Below are 15,570 nucleotides of genomic sequence, written 5' to 3'. Positions count from 1 at the left end.
ACGCGCAAGTCTACGCGCAGAAATCTGCTTCGGAGTACGCGTCGCCAATCGTGGGAGTCTGTCTGACCAGGAGTTCTGCTCCGGTGGGCACCGTCGAGCGCGCGGTCACGGTGGCGGTGAAAGACTCGCCCGACGCGAGGTCCGTCGAAAACGACAACACGCGACGGCCGTCGTGGCTGGCTCCGCCGAAACCCTTCTCATTTGTGCTGACAGCATCCATCAGTTCGAAGTGTTCGGGAACGTAGAGATATCCGACCGTGCGGGCAATGCCTGCCGGCACCCCGAACGAGCCTCCGCCGGTGATGTAGTCGGGCAGTGAGGCGGCATCTGCCGGTGCATTGTTCGTGACGGTCAGCGTCATCGTGGCGGTGCCCGAGGCCAAGCCCGACTCGTCGAGCGTGCAGGAATCCCACTGCACGGCAACGTCGGTGTCGAGGTAGTAGTCCATCTTCGAGCCGGTGCCGTCGTTGACGTACGCACCAAAGGTGGTGGTGACCTCGTCGGTGATGGGCAGTCCGCCCGCCAGGGTGGTTTCGGCGATGAGAGTCTGCTCGGATTCGACGGCGCTCCACATGAGCAGACGGTTCTCGCTGCCAGCCTTGGTGAGCGCGGCAACCAGCTCGACCGGGTCGGAGCTGCCGTCTGAGAGTGCCTCGAAAACACTTGCGGCCGCGAGGGCGAAGAACGCGTCTTGCTCGGCAGGCACGGTGTAGCGAAGGTAGACGTCGTTGAGCAGCAGCTGCACGGCGTTCTCGCTCGTGAGCACATCGCCGGTGGGCAGCTCAATCGGCCCGGTCGCCTCAAGCAGATATGACAGGGCCACCGGGTCAAGGGCGATCACGCCATCCACCTCGTCGCCGTTGTGCTCGAGGGCCCACATCTGACGGGCAAGCTCACCCGAGATGCTGAAGTCGGCCACCTGGGTGACGTTCTGAATCCACTTGCCGGGATGGTCGGTGTAGATCGCCAACACATCGTCGTCGAGGGGAAGCACCGATTCTTCGTATTTGGGGTAATCGCTCGAAGACTCTTGCCCAGCCAGACTCATCTCGCCGTCGTCGGTGTGGATGAGGGCCATCGCACCGGGAATGCCCCCGAGCGAACGCCACTCGGCGTTGTTTTGAAACAGCACGAGGTAGTCGCGCGCGTCATCAGCGCCAAGCATCGAGGGCAGCAGCACCGTGGCGCGCGCGAGTGCGCTGGTCGCCTCGGTGGCTTCGGTGAGCACGTCGGCGACCTGCGTGACCGCGTCGCCGACGGGGGCGAGCAGCGGGGCGGTGTCGATGTTGTCGATGGATGCTGATGCCGCCGCAATACCCGCCGCGCTGATCGTGGCCGGTGCTTGCAGTTCTTCGAACAGCGCCAAGTCGATGCGTCCGTTCTCGGCACGCAGCGCGTCGAGTTCGAACGAGGAGGCCACTTCGGTCAGCGGGGTGAGCGAGGTGTTGACCACCTGGTTGGCGGCCGCGGCGACGGTAGATACTGCTTCGAGCTGCGGTCCCACCCACGGCAGCGACTCAGCGAGCTGCCAAATCGGGTCTGATGTCAACGACTCGGCTGCGCGGGTGTCGACCGAGATCTCGTCGATCGCCGTTGTCGCAGCCGCCGGGTCGGTCAGGTCATCGCGAACCGAGCTCGCTTCGGCCTGCACATCGCTGAGGTGGGTGTAGGCGAGCAGACCGCGAACGCCGACCCACGCGGTCATGGCGATAGCCGCGATCAGCACGGCGCCGAGCACCCAGGCGAAGGTGCGGCCCGCGACGCGGAAAGCAGTGGAGTTAGTCATAGGTCCGTGGGGAAGCTCGGGCGTGGGGCTCCAGTGCGCAGCCACCTCACAGCAAACAGTGAAGGCCAGGCTATCGAGAATTGCCGTACGTCTGCTGGTAGGCCGCGGAGTACACTCACTTCAACATGCGCGGCAATGTCGCAGCGCGCCAGGGGAGCGCGAAGGACAGCTTTGGTGCACGAGAATTCGACCACGGTCGCAGACACGACGGATGCTGCGGCGCCCATCACTGCTGTGCCCGCGGTCGATTCAGCGCCTCAACCCGGAAGCATCCCGCCGCCGCCGCCGCCCCCGCCCGCTCAGCCGTTGCCGGTAGCCCATACGCCCCCGCCGACTCCACCGCCCGGATACCTCTTGGTGCCCCCGCGCCCACCCCTTGCGTTGGCGCCCGAATGGCGCCCGAGGGCACCGCGAACCCGCCCCGCTCGTAATAGCTCCCCCGGGATCCCGCGCGACCCACGGGCCTCGCTCGTGCGCGACCCACGCGCCTGGCTTGTCGCCTATGGGGTGCTCCTCGCACTGATCGCGTTCTGGCCGACGCCGGTGGACCGCAACGCTGCCGGCCTGCTGCACGCGATCAGCGCCGCGATTCCGTGGCTGAGCTACAACCTGATCGAGTTCACCGCGAACATTGCGCTGTTTGTGCCGCTGGGAGCCCTGGGAGCCATGCTGTTGAGGCGCCGCCCGTGGCTGGTCATCGTCATCGCCCTCGGCGTCACGATCGTGATCGAGTCGGTGCAGGCGCTGCTGCTCGCCCAACGCACACCGAGCGGCCTCGACATCATCGCCAACACGCTCGGCGCGGCTGTGGGGCTGGCGATCGTATTGCTCGTGCGTCGCCGCCGCGAGAGCTGAGCCCGCGCTACGCCTGCGGCTACCCCTACCCCTACCCCTACGCCTGCGGCTGGGCCTGCGGCTGGGCCTGCGGTTGGGGCTGCACTCGCGACGCGGCGGGGTCGGGTTCGTCCCACAGCTCGACGCACTGCACGATCCAGAAGGCGCCGAACAGTGCGAGAGCGACGGTCTCAGCGATCAGCGCCACCGGAAAGTCGATGCGCTCGACATAGCCGTTCAGCTCGGCGTATACATACACGCCGAGCACGAGAACCAGCATGAAGGCGATCAGAATGTACGCAGCTTTGAACGTGCGCCGCGGCGGCGCACCAAGCCTCGGGAACGCTCCCCGCACAGCCACCGCGGCGAACAGTGAGAAGAACGCGACCGTTGCAATGGCGTGGCCCTGATCAAGCACGAAGTCGCGAAAGAAGATCCAGCCGATGGCGAGCGTCAACAGGACGATGATCGCGAAGGTCAGCGAAACCGACACGGCGCCCAGCGACACCTGCCGTCGCCGCGCCAGGATCAGCACCAGAATCACCGTCAGCACACCCATCACCAGGTAGGTGATGACGCCCGCCGCGGCTATCGCCTCGTATTCGGGCGGAAAGCACCGGAACTCGCACGGCACCACAATGCGCGCGATATTGCCCGGGCCGAGCGTCGTCGGAATGAAGGCGATCAGCGGGGCGAACAGCGCGGCCGCGTCGAGCAGAGCGCGCTCGACTCCGCGCCCAGACAGGGCAAAGAGGGCGAGGGATGCTGCAATCAGTGCACCGACGAACGCGTCACGCGCGGGCGTGAAGTAATAGTTGCTGAGCGACGGCAGCAGACCGACCTGCGTCGCTGAGATGCCCACGGAGACGAACAACGCGATGATCGTTCCCGCGATGCCGATGCGCAGATACCGGTAGGTGCGCATCAGCGACGTGGTGGGAGTCGCAGTTGCCATGCGGCTACGTTAGACCCCCGCGGGCATGGTGCGGCGCTCTTTTCTAGGTGTGGTAACTGGGTTTTCTAGGTGCGGTAGCCGGGATTTCTGGGTGTGGTAACTGGGTTTTCTAGGTGCGGTAGCTGGGCGCAGCATCCGACTCGTTTGAAATCTCTTCGCGGGCTGAAACTGCCTGTTCGCGGCGCCATGCGCGCCATGAGATGACCACCGCTGCCGCCCAGATCACCGCGATGGTGCTGAGCGTCCAGGCGACGACGAACCCCGGGGCCTCGAGCACGATCAGCAGCGTGCGGACGTTGGTGAAGATGATGATTCCGCCGACGAGTGAGCCGAGCAGGCGCGGGGGCAGTTTGCGCACCAGCCAGGCGGCGATCGGTGCAGCGATCACGCCGCCGATGAGGAGCGCGGCCACCCACGCGAAGTCGAAACCCTGGGTGCCGAGCGCGAGCAGAAAACCCACGCTTGCGGCGAGCGAGACGAGAAACTCGCTCGTGTCGATGGAGCCGATGACTTTGCGGGGTTCGATGCGTCCGCTGGCGAGCAGTGCGGGAGTGCCCACCGGACCCCAGCCGCCACCTCCGGTGGCGTCGAGGAATCCACCCGCGAGGCCAATCGGTGCGAGAAAGCGCAGCCGCAGTGGCTTCGAGCGGTCGACGCGCGGGAGTGAGCGAAACGTGAAGCGAATGAGGATGTAGATGCCGAGGCTCAGCAGAATGAGGCTCATCAACGGACGCGCCGCGTCGGTCGACAGGTTCGACAGCACGGTGGCTCCGGCGAAGGCGCCGATGGCTCCGGGAATGCCGATGCGCAACACGACCTTCCAGTCGACGTTGCCGAATCGCCAGTGCGAGAACCCCGAAGCCAGCGTCGTGCCGATCTCGGCGAGGTGCACTGACGCACTCGCCGCGGCGGGGTTCGCACCGATGGCAAGAAGCAGGGTGGTCGAGGTGACGCCGTAGGCCATACCCAGTGCTCCGTCGACGAGCTGCGCGCCGAGGCCCACGAGGGCGAGGAGTACGAGAGTGTGCATGGCCACCTATTCCGGCTAATTCCGACTGGATAGGTAGGTAATCAATCAGAGCCCGCGGGATGCCGCAATAAACGTGTCGCAATGTGTCGGGGGCAAGTCGGTCGCGGCCGTCAGGTGCAGCGGGCGGCCGCGGCGCGCGCAGCGGCGTTCAGGCGCTTAGCGCCCGCTGATCCAAGACGACGGGTCGTCGGCGAGCGCGCGAACTTCGGCGGGCAGGTCACCCGTCGCGAGCTGCTCGAGTGAGGTGTCGTCGAGCACGCGGCGCACGCTCGCGCGCAGCGCGACCCACAGCGTCACGAGGTCGCTATCGGCGGCGGGGTACTCGAGCTCGCTCGGTCGCTCGTCGCGCACGAACACCAGGGGGCCATCGACGGCTCGAATGACGTCGGCGACCGAGATCTCGCCGGCGGGTGCTGCCAGCCGGTATCCGCCACCCGCACCGCGTCGACTCTCGACGATGCCCGCTTTGCGCAGCGCCGACAAAATGCCCTCAAGAAAGCTCGCCGGAATGCCCTGTTCGCTGGCGATGCGCTCGCCGGAGATGCGTTGTGGGGGTACCTGCTTAGCCGAAACCCGCTCACCCGGCACCCGCGGGCCAGACCCCTGTTCGTCCGAACCACGCTCGTCGAGCGAGCCGCGCGCGAGAAAGACTGCTGCGCGAACGGCGTAGTCAGCTCGTGCCGAGATGCGCATAGAGTCCTTCGGTTGCGGTAGACGCAGTCAATAGTCGCGTGGCCAGCAGCTCGAGAAACGGTTGCTCGCGTTGATGGTTCGGATGCCTTCCATTCTGCCCGGCAAGCAGGATGTTCGAGGCCACAGACAAAACGAACGTCCCGCCCCCGATTGCTTGGGGACGGGACGTTCGTTGGGGAGGCGGCTAGCGCTGGGGAGGCGTGCTAGCCGACGTCGTGTCCTGCACGCTGACGACGAATCATCAGTGCGCCGACACCAACGGCGATCAGGATCGAGGCAAGAGCTGCCCAGCCCATCACGATGCCGGTGTCAAGACCCGTCACGGGCAGTGACGACACCGACGAACCATCCGACGCCGTTGCGCCGTCGGTGTCAGTGTCAGTGTCGGTGTCGGTCGAACCCGAATCGGTGCCTGAACCCGAGTCGGTGCCCGAGTCAGGGTCAACCGGGTCAGTCGGGTCGGTCGGGTCGACCGGGTCAGTCGGGTCGACAGGGTCAGTCGGGTCGACAGGCTCTTCTTCGATCGCCACGGTGAACGCGGAGGTCGATTCGGATCCTGAGCCGTAGCCGGCGGCGACGAACTCGTGCTCGCCCAGCTCGGCGTCGTCAGGAACAATGGCCGTGAACGATACCGAGCCGTCGTTCGAGACGACCGAGCCCAGGTCAACCGGGTCGGAGTACATCGTCAACGACACCGACTCGCCGGTGCGGAAGCCGCTGCCGGTCACCGTGACGGTGTCGCCGGGAGCCGCCGAAGCGGGGCTGACGGTCAGCGTGCCGGGTGCTCCGGTCGCTTCGAGGCAGGGGTCGCCCTGCACGCCAACCTCGGGCACCGGGGTGCCGTCGGTGACGCCGTCATCTTCGCGAAGCGTGATCCATGCGAACGAGTCGCCGATCGTGACGCCACCAGCGGTGGTTGCCACGTTCGCCGTGTAGTTCGTGGTCGCGCTGCTGCTCTCTTCGGTGTCTCCGGTGTAGGGAACTTCAACCGCGGTGCAGGTCTCGCCGGGAGCGAAGGTGACCTGCTGCACGACACCGGCGATCTTCGCGGAAGCGAAGCTGACGGCACTGAAGTACATGGTCGAGGTCTCTTCTGCGGGGCGCGACAGGTAGATCGGCACCTGCAGCGTTGACGGGCCAGCACCCTCATCGACGATCACGTCGCCAACCGAGACAACTGGTCGAGTCGATACCTCGGCGGTGCCGATGCTCGCGGGCTCAAGCAGAGCCAGGTCGCTCAGCATGACGCCACCGTCTTCGTCGGGAGCGATGAAACGCACCTGGCGAACGTCGGTGAGGTCGATGCCGGTGAAGTCGCCGACAGGAATGGTGATCTGCTGCAGCAGCACCTTGCGCAGCGGGTTGCCGCTGCCCGGAAGCACCGTGAGCGCGTCGCCGTACTCTGAAGCAACAACCGATGCCTTCGCACCTGAACCGTCGACCAGCTGGATCGTGATCTCGGTGCTGGTGGCTACGGTTTCGTCGGGCGAGATGCGCAGCGAGAGGTTCTCGAATGCGGTTGCGTCAACCGAACCGCCGGGCACCGTCACACCGAGCTCTGCCGGGTTCGACGAGCTGGTGTAGGTGAAGTGCATCGCGGTGGTCGACGGCACGCCAGGCGTCTTCGGGTTCGACGACGTGCGTGTCACGCTGCCCGCGTTGCCCCAGTCAGGAGCCTGCGCGAAGCCGAGCTCGTTGATGCAGTAAGGCAGCACTCCGGGTACCGGTGTTGACGAGATGCCCTCACAGGTGACGTAGGTGCCACTGCCGCGCAGGTCATAGGTCGTTCCCGGCACATCGAAGTTGTCGATGTCGAAACGAGTGGATGCTGGCTGGGTTGCGCTCACACGGATGTCAGCGAAGTCGAGGTCAGCCGGCTTCGCGTCGGTGCCATCGAACATCGGCAAGAACTCGTCAGCGCCACCGAGGGTGAGGCGGAAGAACGCAGCCATGTAGGCGTTGCCCACGGCGTACTGCTCTGCAGCATCCAATCGAGTGTCTGAGACGGTCGAGCCGCAGGTCGCGTCAGTCTGCGAGCGGTCGTAAATGCCCCAGTCATCGCTCACGTTGTAGGGGTACAGGCCCGGGGTCCAGATGGTGTTGAAGTAGTTGTGGTTGGTGCCCATGATCAGCACCGATGAACGAAGCACGTCGTCGTCGTACGAGTGACGCGAGTCGTTGATGTACTTCTGGCCCATCTGGTCTTCGACGTCGCCATCGCAGTAGGGAAGCAGGGTCGCGGTGATGACTCCGGGTACCGCGATGCGGCTGTAGGAGGTCGGCGCGATCGGGAGCACGGAGTTGATGCCGAAGGGCTCGTCTTGCTCAGCGTTCAGCACCGCTGCGCGCATGATTCCTTCGCCGCCGCGCGAGTGGCCCATGAGGCCCACGTTGTCGAGGTCGAGGCGGCCCGCGAGCGATGCCGAGACGGGAACAACAGCGTCGTCGGGGGAGACGAACGTGCCCGCGTTGGCGTCACGCAACAGGTCGAGGTGGTCGATGACGAGCTGGCCACGAGCAAGGGCACCGGTGTCGTCAGAGAGCGAACCGTCGAGCGCGTTGACCGCGTTGGCCGAAACCGACACAACCGCGTAGCCCTGGCTGGCGAGGATCTCTGCGGCGTCGTTGTAGCCGAGGTAGCTGGGGATCTCGTCTTGGTCTTCACCACACGGCCAGGCGAGCGGGTTGCGCGTGCCGTTGGCGCAGGTGGAGTGGCGACCGTGGAGGAAGACAACCACGGGCAGTTCGCCAGTAGCGCCCTCGGGCATGAACACGGCGGCGCGCATTTCGCCGAGACGGTCGAAGCCCGAAAGCTCTACAGCTTCGTCGCCGAGGTCGTAGTCGAGGCGCTCGACCGCATAGTCACCCATGGCGCTCGGGTCTGCGGCCAGTTCGGGTACCTCAGCGGCGAGCGGAGCGAGCAGCGACTTCATCGCGAAAGTATCGACGTCGACATCGACTGATTCGCTTGGGTTGCCCTGCCCTGCCCAGCCCTGCAGCACGTCGTCGGTGCTGACGACTTCGGGGTCGGCGGTGGTTGCCGAGAGCGTGAGGCCGTCGAGGGACTCGGTGGCAAACCCGAGGTCGAGGTCGTCGGCCCACAGGGTGGGGACGTCGGCCGTGATCTCGAGCGGCTCGTCGAGGGTTTTGACTACTTCGTAGCCACCGGCGACTTCGGTGATCGTCCAGTCGTCGCCTTCGGCGACGACGCCGGTCTCTGCCGCAGACGCGGGCAGGGCGACGAACATGGATGCAACGGTTGTACAGGCGGCAGCGGCAAGGACCGCTTTGGTTATTCGCGTGCGAAACACAGTTCTCCTGGGGGGAGGGATGGGAAGGGGGAGTGGAGCAAACCGACGTCTCGCCCGCCCAGTGCCAGCGGCGGTGAGCCTACGCTGGCTCGTCCAAGCTAGCGGCGCAAATGGTTCTCATCACGAGTGGAAACAAAATAGAAACGTTTCGCAACGATTGTGAAACGCACCCGGAATTACGGGTGGGATGCGCTTTCCGCCATGACGCTCGTGCCCTGCCGAGAATTACGCTGGTGAGGCGCGAAATTCGCCGCAGCGCGCGAATGAATCGATACAGCAGAACCCCTCTGCAACACCCGTGCACGCTGCGCCAGCCCGAACGGCTCAGCAGAAACGGCTCAGCGCGAGCTGGAAGCGACTCCGCGCCAGCCCGAACGACTCACCCCGACGACTCACCAACCGACGACCCTGCGCCCGCTAGAACGGTGCGGTGCCTTCGTCGCTCGGGCGGAACGCCACCACGCGGCGCTCGGGGTAGACGTCATACTCCCGCCCGGTGGGCGAGGTCCACTGCAGCGCGCCGCCACTGTCGGCGATCTGGGTGACCGTCCAGCCGCCATGATGCTTGACGCGATGATGCCCTCGGCAGATCGGACTCAGGTTGTCGAGTGAGGTGCCGCCGCCGTCTTCCCATGCGACCGTATGGTCGATTTCGCATCTGGCGGCGGTGAGTCCGCACCCCGGTGCCATGCATCTGTCGGCTCGCCACCTGACCAACCGCCTCAACGAAGCGGGTGGTCGGTATTGATCTCGCCCGACCGAGAGAACCATTCCGGTCTCTGGGTGGGTGAGCACCCGCATCCACCCGCCGTCTCCACCGCACAGCTGCTTCGCCCGCTCGAGTGGGATAGGCCCGATGCCCTCGACCTCGGCCGGTGCGAGCCCGGCGGCTGCGCGAGCGTCTTCGTCGTCGACCAGCAACGCGAGCGCGGGCACAGTCACCGTGACGTTCGCTCGAATGCCCCGCGTGACCGGTGAGCCATCAGTGACCTCGCCGTCAATGAGCAGGTCGCACAACACGTCGGACCGCAACTGATCAAGGGTGCGGTGTTCGCCCTCTGCCTCGAGCATCGCCTTGGCCATCGCGGTTGCGCGCCCGTATGCGGCGTGAACCTCAACGGCAGGAGCCAGAATTGCCAGCCAGGCCATGCCGTCATCGCCCGGCGACACGTACGCACGCCGTTGCTCAAGGGCTTCTTCGTGTCGCTGCGGCAACGTGACCGACCGCGCAACCTCAACCAGCCGGTTCACCTTGCGACGAAACGTTCCCACGGGCTCGGCCTCGGCGAGGGTGATCGCCCGCGGCAGCAGGTCATCGCGCAACTCGGGCTCTGCCTTGTCGACGGCGTCAACCAGAATCTCGGCGTGCTGCTGCGTCATGCGCGCTGCGCGCATCGAGTCGAGCACCGTCGGGTAACGCACTACGACCGCATCGGCGAGATGCAACAGGTTGCTGGCTGCCGTTTCGGTGACGCGCAATGCGGCAGCGAGTTCAAGCCGAATGCCACGCTCGACGACGTCGGTGAGTTCGCGGCCGTGCCGCGCAGCATCCGCCAATGAAACCTGATGCACTGTGACGAGAGCTTCGAGCTGAGCTGCCGCGATCTGCGTGATCTGCTGGGCGAAGCCGACCACGTCGTCGATGCCATCCGCAGCGCGCTCGGCGTCTTCGGGAGTGGGGCTCGAACTGTCGATCGACATAGCTAAAGACTAGAACATACCTACGACACTCGGCCTGGTGGCGTGGTCGCTGTGGACAGGAGCTCAAAGAGCCGAGTTGGGGAGGATAGCGCACCCCCAAGCGCTGTCAAGTGGCTTGGAATCGGCTCGCCATCGGCCTTGACTGGAGGCATGCCTACAGTCAGCGACTTCATCATCGATCGAGTGCAGGAATGGGGTGTCTCGCGGGTCTTCGGTTACCCCGGTGACGGCATCGGAGAGTTCGACGGGGCCCTCGGGCGCGCCGAGAAAGCGGGCGAGGGGCTGGAGTACATCCGCCCCACGCACGAAGAGCTCTGCTCACTCATGGCCACCGCGCATGCCAAGTTCACCGGAGAGGTGGGCGTGTGCATCGCCACCTCGAGCCCCGGGGCATTCCACCTGATGAACGGTCTTTATGACGCGCAGATGGACAACCAGCCCGTCGTTGCCATCGTCGGCCAGCAGGGTCTCGCCTCGGCCGGCACTGCCACACTGCAAGAGAACAACCTCGAGCGGGTGTTCGCCGACGTTGCCGCCTACGTGCAGACGGTGACCACTCCGCAACAGGCGCAGGTCGTCGTCGACACCGCGTTTCGAACCGCGATCGCGCGGCGCCAGCCCACGGTCATCGTGCTGCCCCACGACGTGCAGGCGCTTGACGCCGAGGCTCCGCAACCTGAGCACTGGGTCTCGCGCTCGAGCGCGAAGCCCGCATCTATCGAGATCACACCACCCGCAGATGAGATCGCACGCATGGCGAAGATCATCAACGAGGGTGAGCGTGTGACGTTCTTCGTGGGCGCGGGCGCGCAGGGCGCCACCGCAGAGGTGCTCGAGGCCGCCCGACTGGCGGGTGCCGGCATCATCACCGCGCTTCGCGGCAAAGACGTGATCAGCTCCGATGTTGCCCATCACACGCAGCAACTCGGGCTGCTGGGTTCGCTGCCGAGCCTGCATCAGATGCAGCGATGCGACACGCTCGTGATGCTCGGCACGAACTACCCCTACGGCGAGTTCATGCCCGAGACCGGCCAGGCGCGCGCGGTGCAGGTCGATCTGCGTCCCGAGCACCTGGGCACGCGGTACCCCACCGAACTCAACCTCTGGGGTGATGTCGCCTCGACCCTGCGCGCCGTGATTCCGCAGCTCACCGAGAAGACCGACCTGTCATGGCAAGAGAAGGTCGCCGAAGAGATGGTCGGCTGGGAGCGCGAGATGCAGGCGCAGGCGATGGTGGACTACTCCGACGGGGTGAACCCACGCCGGGTGTTTTACGAACTCAACGAGCGCCTGCCGCACGGCGCGATTGTCACGGCCGACGCGGGCACCTCGGCCGATTGGTATGGCCACCACATTCGGCTGCGCGAGGGCATGCGCGGAGATCTGTCGGGCCGCCTCGCCACGATGATGGCGGCGATGCCCTACGCGCTCGCCGCGAAGTTCGCCTACTCTGACCGCACCGTGGTGTGCACGATCGGCGACGGCGCCTTTCAGATGCTCGGCATGAACGAACTGATCACGATCAAGAAGTACATGCAGCAGTGGCAATCGCCGCAGCTGATCATCGTCGTGTTGCACAACGACGACCTTGCGCAGGTGTCGTGGGAGATGCGCACTGAAGACGCCAACCCGCTGTGGGAGGGCTCGCAGAACGTCGAGTCGGTCGACTATGCCGGCTGGGCCGAACTGGTCGGGTTTCAGGGCATTCGGGTGAAGAGCGACGATGAGGCCGCGACCGCGATGGAAGCGGCTCTCGCGCACCGCGGCGTCACGCTCATCGACGCCTACGTCAGCAAGAACGTTCCGCCGCTGCCGCCCCACATCACCGCGGAGTTCGCGAAGAATACCGGCATGGCGCTGCTGAAAGGCGACCCGTCGGCGGTGAACGTGATCCGCGATTCGGCTGAAGCGCTCGCCACCCAGACGGCGGAGCGGGTCAAAGGCGCACTGCATATTGGCGACCGATGACGGCGCGACAGGTCACGCTGCGCGACGGCCGCAGCCTGGGAATGTCAGATCTCGGCGACCCCGTCGCTCGGCGACTGGTGCTGCTGTGTCACCCCTCGCCCGGCGCGAGCGAGTTCGACCCCGATCCGCTCGTCACTACGCAGTGGGGAGTGCGCGTGATCGCGCCCGAGCGGCCGGGGTATGGCGCGAGCGACCCGTGGCGTCGCGATGCCGATGCCTCGTTCGCCCGTCACGCCGACGATATCTCGAGCTATCTGCACGGCGTCGAACGGCAGGCAGCGATGCTCGAAGGCGTCGACTACGGCTCGATCGGAGTGGTGGGATGGGGTGCCGGCGGTCTTGTGGCGCTCGCGCTGGCGGCGCAGCATCCTGAGCTTGTCGATCGGGCGGTGCTGGTTGATACGCCCGCTCCCGAGCATTTTCCTGACGAGGTGTCGGCCGATGAGCCGTTCACGCCGTCGATGTTGGGAATCTCAGAGAGCGAGCCCAGTTGGACCGCGGCGAGCAGTCGTGTTGAGCGGATGCTGACACTCGCCGCGCGGCAGGGCGGTGCCGGCGTTCGTGGTGATCAGCTCGCATTCGACCAGCGCGACTGGCTGGCTCGGCTCGACCGCGTGCGCGCCGAGACCCTGCTCGTGTATGGCGAGGATCACCCGGAGGTGAGCACCGACATCGACGGGCGCTGGTTTCGCCAACGGCTGCTCGACGCTCGCACGGTGCGAGCCGAGGGTGCGGGGCTTGCGATCGCGACGCACTGGCGCAAGATTCTTGCGCACGTCGCACCGCAACACGGAGACGTGCCGCGTTCGCTGCGGGGGCGCCGCCGAAAGGCGCGCTCCGCTACGCTCACCGCATGACCACTTCTGCGCCTGGATCCACACCGCCTTCTGCGAACGACGCCGCTTTCAGCGAGCAGACGGCTGCATCTCAGCCTGCTACGCGAGGGCGCTCAGGGCTCGGGCTGGCCGCCGTGATCGTCGCCGCGGTTGCGCTCTCGCCCGCTGTGCTGCTGGTGTTGATCTCGCTGATTCCGGGAATGAACGCGGTGCTGTGGCTGCTGATCGTCGTGCTGCCCGTTGTCGGGCTGCTCGGGTTGGTGGCGCTGATTCTCGGCATCATCGCCCTGGTGAAAGCACGCCCCGGCGTCTCGAAGACGCTGCCCATTGTCGGCACCGCACTCGGCGCGTTCGCCGTGCTCGCACCGGTGAGCCTGGTGTTCGGGTGGTGGGCTTAGGCGCCGATCACGTCGATCGTGGTGGTGGGCGTTCGAATCGGAAACCGCACCGTCGCGATCGTGCCGCGCTCTTCGGGTGATTCGAGCGAGACCGTGCCGCCATTGCGGTGCACGAGCTCTGCCGCGATCGCGAGACCCAAGCCGGTGCCGGGGGTGTTGTTGCGCTCAGCGTCGGGTGCGCGATAGAACCGCTCGAACACGTGCGCCAGCGCTTCTGCGGGAATGCCCGACCCGGTGTCGGTGACCTTGATCACGGTCGCGGCATCTGCGACGAACGATTCGATGGTGACCTGGCCGCCGTCGGGCGTGAACTTGATGCCGTTCGACACCAGGTTGCCGATCGCACGAGCAAGATCGCTGCGCACGCTCGTCACGCTGCCGTCGAGGGCGCCGACCTGCAGTGCCACGCCGCGGTTCGCGGCGAATGGCGACTGAATGCGCACGACGTCTTGAACGATCTCAGCGATCTGCACCTGCTCGCTGATGCCCTTCTCATAGGGCGCCTGCGCAGCACGGCTCAGTGACAACAGGCCCTCGACGAGCTCGATAAGACGGTCGGCGTTGCGGGCGATGATGTCGACCCACTCGCGTTCGGTGCCGCGCAGCTCGGTGGAATCTTGCAGCATCTCGGTGTAGCCGGCGACACTCACGATGGGGGTGCGCAGCTCGTGGCTGGTGGTCGCGACGAAGTCTTCGCGCTGGCGTTCGAGCTCGATCTTCGCCGCGAGCACGGCGCTTCGCTCGCGCTCGGCGGCGAGCTGTTCATCGGCTGCCCGCACGGCTTCGCTGACGTCAACGATCTGCACTGCGATGCGGCTGCCGTCACCATCGACCGCATTGGCGACGACGTTGATCGTCTCTCGACCCGCAATGCGTTGAAACGACACCACGTCGCCGCACTCGAGTGCTGCCTTCGCCTGGTCGGCCAGCTCGCCCTGCCAGCGGCTGTCGGCACTCACCTCGTCGGCGAGCACCGCGGCGGCAGCGCGGTTCGTCCAGCGCACGACCCACTCGTCGTCGACCACGTCGGCGAGCACCAGGGCTACCTGTGAGTCGACGAAGCCCGACGACAGCAACTGCGAGGCATTCTGGGCCGCGCGGCCGGCGAGAATCACCTCGGTGCGCCCGCCCGCCAACAACAGGGTGAACGCGGCCAGCACGAGCAAGAACGTCACGATGACGGCCGCCTGCTCGTCGGGATGCAACGAGTCGTCTACGAAGGGACCGAAGCCGGCCACACTGACCAAGATGACGATGATCGACGTGGTCAGCACCTGCGCGATCGCGATGCTCGCAGGAAAGCGGAACGCCGCCCACGAAAGAAATGCCAGCGGAACGAAGGCGAGGGGCAGCTGATTCTCGACGCCGAAAACAATCACGAGCGACAGCAACAGCAGCACTGATTGCAGCGCCACTTCGCCCCATGGAGCTCTCTCGCTGGTGAGAGGGGGGAGCACGGCGAACGGGGCGATCATCATGATCGCCGCCGAGTGCGACATCGCTGCATGGAGTCCGCTGGTGACGAATGATCCGCCGTCGAACGTCATGATGGCGAGGCCCGCGAGCACTCCGATCACGCAGCCGCCGACAACAGCAGCGATGATGAATCGCAGTGCATCTGAGACCGTGCGCAGCACGAACCGCCGGCGCCCTAGTTCGAGGATATATACGAACATTCCGGCTTCGGCGGCGTTGCCGATGCCGAAGACGAGAGAGATGTCGATGTCGCGGCCGCCGACCATATTGGCGAGTACCGTCGACACGAATATGAGGGTGATTGCACCCCAACGACGGTGGCGCGGATTGGCGAGCACGAACGCTGCCGAGAAGCCGGCGGCGGGCCACCACACCGCGATGTTGGTGCCCTCGGGGCGCAGATAAACGCCCAGGGTAGCGAGCCCGAAAACGGTGAGCGCGGCGCCCACCCAGATCCACCAAGAGGTGACCCAACCGGGGCCCTCGCCACCATCAAGCCGTTGCGATGGCAAGAGCGGTTGCATGATGCGACCGTAGTGCGGGAGTGGCTACTGTCGCAAAACGGGCTCAAGGTCGTATGAT

General features: G+C 65.8%; 11 protein-coding genes. 4 read left to right on the top strand and 7 right to left on the bottom strand.

The genetic code is table 11. From position 1 onward, the window contains the following. Positions 1-10: 10 nt before the first annotated feature. Positions 11-1,786, bottom strand: coding sequence for a DUF4012 domain-containing protein (locus tag SJY18_RS06850; protein WP_396668842.1), 1,776 nt, complete (start codon positions 1,784-1,786; stop codon positions 11-13). Positions 1,787-2,257: 471 nt separating this feature from the next. Between SJY18_RS06850 and SJY18_RS06845 the strand changes: the two genes are divergently transcribed. Further along, complete coding sequence (locus SJY18_RS06845) at positions 2,258-2,641, top strand: VanZ family protein (RefSeq protein ID WP_396668841.1); 384 nt, start codon at positions 2,258-2,260, stop codon at positions 2,639-2,641. Between the two features lie 37 nt (positions 2,642-2,678). On the opposite strand, the gene SJY18_RS06840 is transcribed toward SJY18_RS06845, so the two are convergent. The 5 genes from SJY18_RS06840 to SJY18_RS06820 all read right to left on the bottom strand — a co-directional run bounded on the left by SJY18_RS06840 (position 2,679) and on the right by SJY18_RS06820 (position 10,310). Then, positions 2,679-3,575, bottom strand: coding sequence for a hypothetical protein (locus tag SJY18_RS06840; RefSeq protein ID WP_396668840.1), 897 nt, complete (start codon positions 3,573-3,575; stop codon positions 2,679-2,681). Positions 3,576-3,684: 109 nt separating this feature from the next. Continuing rightward, the gene (locus SJY18_RS06835; protein WP_396668891.1) at positions 3,685-4,605 is read right to left on the bottom strand and encodes a sulfite exporter TauE/SafE family protein; all 921 of its coding nucleotides are present in this window, start codon (positions 4,603-4,605) and stop codon (positions 3,685-3,687) included. Positions 4,606-4,761: 156 nt separating this feature from the next. Beyond that, a complete protein-coding gene (locus tag SJY18_RS06830; RefSeq protein ID WP_396668839.1) occupies positions 4,762-5,298 on the bottom strand; it encodes an RrF2 family transcriptional regulator in 537 nt (178 codons plus the stop codon). A 203-nt stretch (positions 5,299-5,501) separates the two neighbouring features. After that, entirely contained in the window at positions 5,502-8,546 is a 3,045-nt protein-coding gene (locus SJY18_RS06825) for a hypothetical protein (protein ID WP_396668838.1), read from the bottom strand. 480 nt (positions 8,547-9,026) lie between these two features. Next, on the bottom strand, positions 9,027-10,310 hold the full coding sequence (locus tag SJY18_RS06820; protein WP_396668837.1) for a DUF222 domain-containing protein: 1,284 nt from the start codon (positions 10,308-10,310) through the stop codon (positions 9,027-9,029). 150 nt (positions 10,311-10,460) lie between these two features. On the opposite strand from SJY18_RS06820, the gene SJY18_RS06815 reads away from it, so the two are divergent. The 3 genes from SJY18_RS06815 to SJY18_RS06805 are packed head-to-tail and all read left to right on the top strand — an operon-like array spanning position 10,461 to position 13,512. Next, a complete protein-coding gene (locus SJY18_RS06815; RefSeq protein ID WP_396668836.1) occupies positions 10,461-12,278 on the top strand; it encodes a thiamine pyrophosphate-requiring protein in 1,818 nt (605 codons plus the stop codon). Beyond that, entirely contained in the window at positions 12,275-13,135 is an 861-nt protein-coding gene (locus tag SJY18_RS06810) for an alpha/beta fold hydrolase (protein WP_396668835.1), read from the top strand. The genes SJY18_RS06815 and SJY18_RS06810 overlap by 4 nt, the downstream gene beginning before the upstream one ends. Beyond that, on the top strand, positions 13,132-13,512 hold the full coding sequence (locus SJY18_RS06805) for a hypothetical protein (protein WP_396668834.1): 381 nt from the start codon (positions 13,132-13,134) through the stop codon (positions 13,510-13,512). The genes SJY18_RS06810 and SJY18_RS06805 overlap by 4 nt, the downstream gene beginning before the upstream one ends. On the opposite strand, the gene SJY18_RS06800 is transcribed toward SJY18_RS06805, so the two are convergent. Beyond that, a complete protein-coding gene (locus tag SJY18_RS06800) occupies positions 13,509-15,512 on the bottom strand; it encodes an ATP-binding protein (RefSeq protein ID WP_396668833.1) in 2,004 nt (667 codons plus the stop codon). The two genes, SJY18_RS06805 and SJY18_RS06800, sit on opposite strands and share 4 nt — an antisense overlap. Between the last annotated feature and the right edge of the window lie 58 nt (positions 15,513-15,570).

Origin of the sequence: Microbacterium sp. R86528, assembly GCF_044596335.1 — a bacterium.
Classification (GTDB): Bacteria; Actinomycetota; Actinomycetes; order Actinomycetales; family Microbacteriaceae; genus Microbacterium; species Microbacterium marmarense.
Note: the sequence above shows the minus strand (reverse complement) of the source record. Positions and strands in the feature narration are given on the sequence as shown.

Excerpts from the sequence above, each read along its gene's own strand:
- SJY18_RS06850 (WP_396668842.1), bottom strand. The coding sequence starts at position 1,786 with ATGACTAACTCCACTGCTTTCCGCGTCGCGGGCCGCACCTTCGCCTGG.
- SJY18_RS06840 (WP_396668840.1), bottom strand. The coding sequence starts at position 3,575 with ATGGCAACTGCGACTCCCACCACGTCGCTGATGCGCACCTACCGGTAT.
- SJY18_RS06835 (WP_396668891.1), bottom strand. The coding sequence starts at position 4,605 with ATGCACACTCTCGTACTCCTCGCCCTCGTGGGCCTCGGCGCGCAGCTC.
- SJY18_RS06830 (WP_396668839.1), bottom strand. The coding sequence starts at position 5,298 with ATGCGCATCTCGGCACGAGCTGACTACGCCGTTCGCGCAGCAGTCTTT.
- SJY18_RS06825 (WP_396668838.1), bottom strand. The coding sequence starts at position 8,546 with ATGTTCGTCGCCCTGCCCGCGTCTGCGGCAGAGACCGGCGTCGTCGCC.
- SJY18_RS06820 (WP_396668837.1), bottom strand. The coding sequence starts at position 10,310 with ATGTCGATCGACAGTTCGAGCCCCACTCCCGAAGACGCCGAGCGCGCT.
- SJY18_RS06815 (WP_396668836.1), top strand. The coding sequence starts at position 10,461 with ATGCCTACAGTCAGCGACTTCATCATCGATCGAGTGCAGGAATGGGGT.
- SJY18_RS06810 (WP_396668835.1), top strand. The coding sequence starts at position 12,275 with ATGACGGCGCGACAGGTCACGCTGCGCGACGGCCGCAGCCTGGGAATG.
- SJY18_RS06805 (WP_396668834.1), top strand. The coding sequence starts at position 13,132 with ATGACCACTTCTGCGCCTGGATCCACACCGCCTTCTGCGAACGACGCC.
- SJY18_RS06800 (WP_396668833.1), bottom strand. The coding sequence starts at position 15,512 with ATGCAACCGCTCTTGCCATCGCAACGGCTTGATGGTGGCGAGGGCCCC.